This window comes from Halolamina salina (genome assembly GCF_042678005.1).
In the GTDB taxonomy this organism is placed as follows: Archaea; Halobacteriota; Halobacteria; order Halobacteriales; family Haloferacaceae; genus Halolamina; species Halolamina salina.
This window is the reverse complement of record NZ_JBHUDH010000100.1, coordinates 1-1,475: the sequence shown is the minus strand read 5'-3', so window position 1 is coordinate 1,475 and position 1,475 is coordinate 1. Positions and strand designations below refer to the sequence as shown.

Here is a 1,475-nt window from a genome sequence, read left to right as displayed (position 1 = left end):
ACGCCGGCGGCTTCCGAATCTGGACGCTCGCGACGTTCCCCGCGGCGGGACCGCGATCCTACGTGAACCCGGGCTCGTGGGCGACGATGGGCAGCGGGCTTCCCTCGGCGCTGGGCGCGCAGGCCGCCAACCCCGACAGCGACGTAGTCGCACTGGCGGGCGACGGCGGGCTGATGATGGCGATCCACGAACTGCACACCGCCGCGGCCGAGGGGCTGCCCGTGACGACGGTCGTGTTCCGCAACGAGGACTACGCGATCATCAGCGACGGCGCCGAGCGCGAGCACGGCCTCCCGAAGGGGACGTACGCGTGGGGCGAGTCGCCGATCGACTTCGTCGCACTCGCGGAGTCGATGGGCGTCGACGCCGCCCGCGCCGCGACGCCCGCCGAGGTGCGCGAGGCCGTCGCCGACGCCGTCGACGCCGACGAGCCGCGGCTGGTTGAGGTGCCGACCGACCCCGACGAGCCACAGGCCAGCGACTACCTGACGCGGTCGGACTGAGGCGGCTGCTGGCCGATCGCCGGTACACCTAACCGGGCGACGCTCGTCCGACTCGGTATGAGTACAACGACAGGCGGCGCGGACGACCCCTCGCTCGCGGTCCGTGCAGTGTGGTTCCTGCTCGTCGGCTGGTGGGCGACGGGGATCTGGCTCGGCGTCGCGTGGTTCCTGAACGTCACCATCGTCGGCCTCCCGCTGGGGATCAAGATGATCAACGCGACGCCGAAGGTGCTCTCGCTGAAGGAGCGCGACTTCGTCGACGAAACGGGGAGTCCGGGCGAGCAGCGGTACGGCCTGCTCGTCCGGGGCGTCTACTTCGTGTTCGTGGGCTGGTGGGCCAGCGGCGTCTGGATGTCCGTCGCCTACGTGTTCACGCTGAGCATCGTCGGCATCCCGATCGCGGTGGTGATGTACAACAAGCTACCGTTCGTGGTGTCGCTGTACGAGTACTGACAGTTCTCGATTTTCGCGTCACAGCACCCGTTCCCGTGCGATCCACCACGCGACTCCGGCGAGGAACGCGACGCCGACGTTGGCGAGCAGGCCGAGCGCGCCGACTGCGAGCGTCGTGGGGAGGTGGTCGGTGTCGAACGCCGACCGCCCGAGTTCGACCGCGACCAGCGCGAGCACGACGCCCAGAACCGCCATCGGGAACGCCGTCACCACGGCGGTTCCCAGCGCCGCGACGCCGTAGAGGCCGCCGAGCAGGACGTTCGAGCCGGCGGTCCGGGCGCCGAAGGTGTACTTCCCCGCGACGCCGCCGCTGCCGTGACACATCGGCAGCGCGCCGAAGGGGACCGCCGCGAGGTTCATCGCGCCCATGCTGGAGGCGAGCTCGTCGGGCGTCACGTCGGCGTCGTAGTACTCCGAGAGCAGCAGCGCGGTCGCGACGGCGGCGTTGCCCACGGTCATCGCCAACTGCGCGGCCGTCGCCTCGGCGGCCGAACGGGTGAGCCCGCTCGGGTCCGGGAG

The 1,475-nt window shown here is 70.9% G+C and carries 3 protein-coding genes; 2 read left to right on the top strand and 1 reads right to left on the bottom strand.

Going from position 1 to position 1,475, the window contains the following annotated elements:
- Together ACFR9S_RS09170 and ACFR9S_RS09165 are read left to right on the top strand one after the other, a co-directional pair.
- Positions 1–503 (top strand): thiamine pyrophosphate-dependent enzyme (locus ACFR9S_RS09170; protein WP_379818474.1); only part of this gene is annotated, 503 nt, incomplete at its 5' end.
- Positions 504–560: 57 nt separating this feature from the next.
- Positions 561–956 carry a YccF domain-containing protein gene (locus tag ACFR9S_RS09165; protein WP_379733023.1) on the top strand — a complete coding sequence of 132 codons (396 nt, stop codon included), beginning with the start codon at positions 561–563 and terminating at the stop codon, positions 954–956.
- 18 nt (positions 957–974) lie between these two features.
- Here ACFR9S_RS09165 and ACFR9S_RS09160 read toward each other — a convergent pair.
- The coding region (locus tag ACFR9S_RS09160; protein ID WP_379818473.1) for a putative sulfate/molybdate transporter at positions 975–1,475 on the bottom strand (501 nt) is incomplete at its 5' end.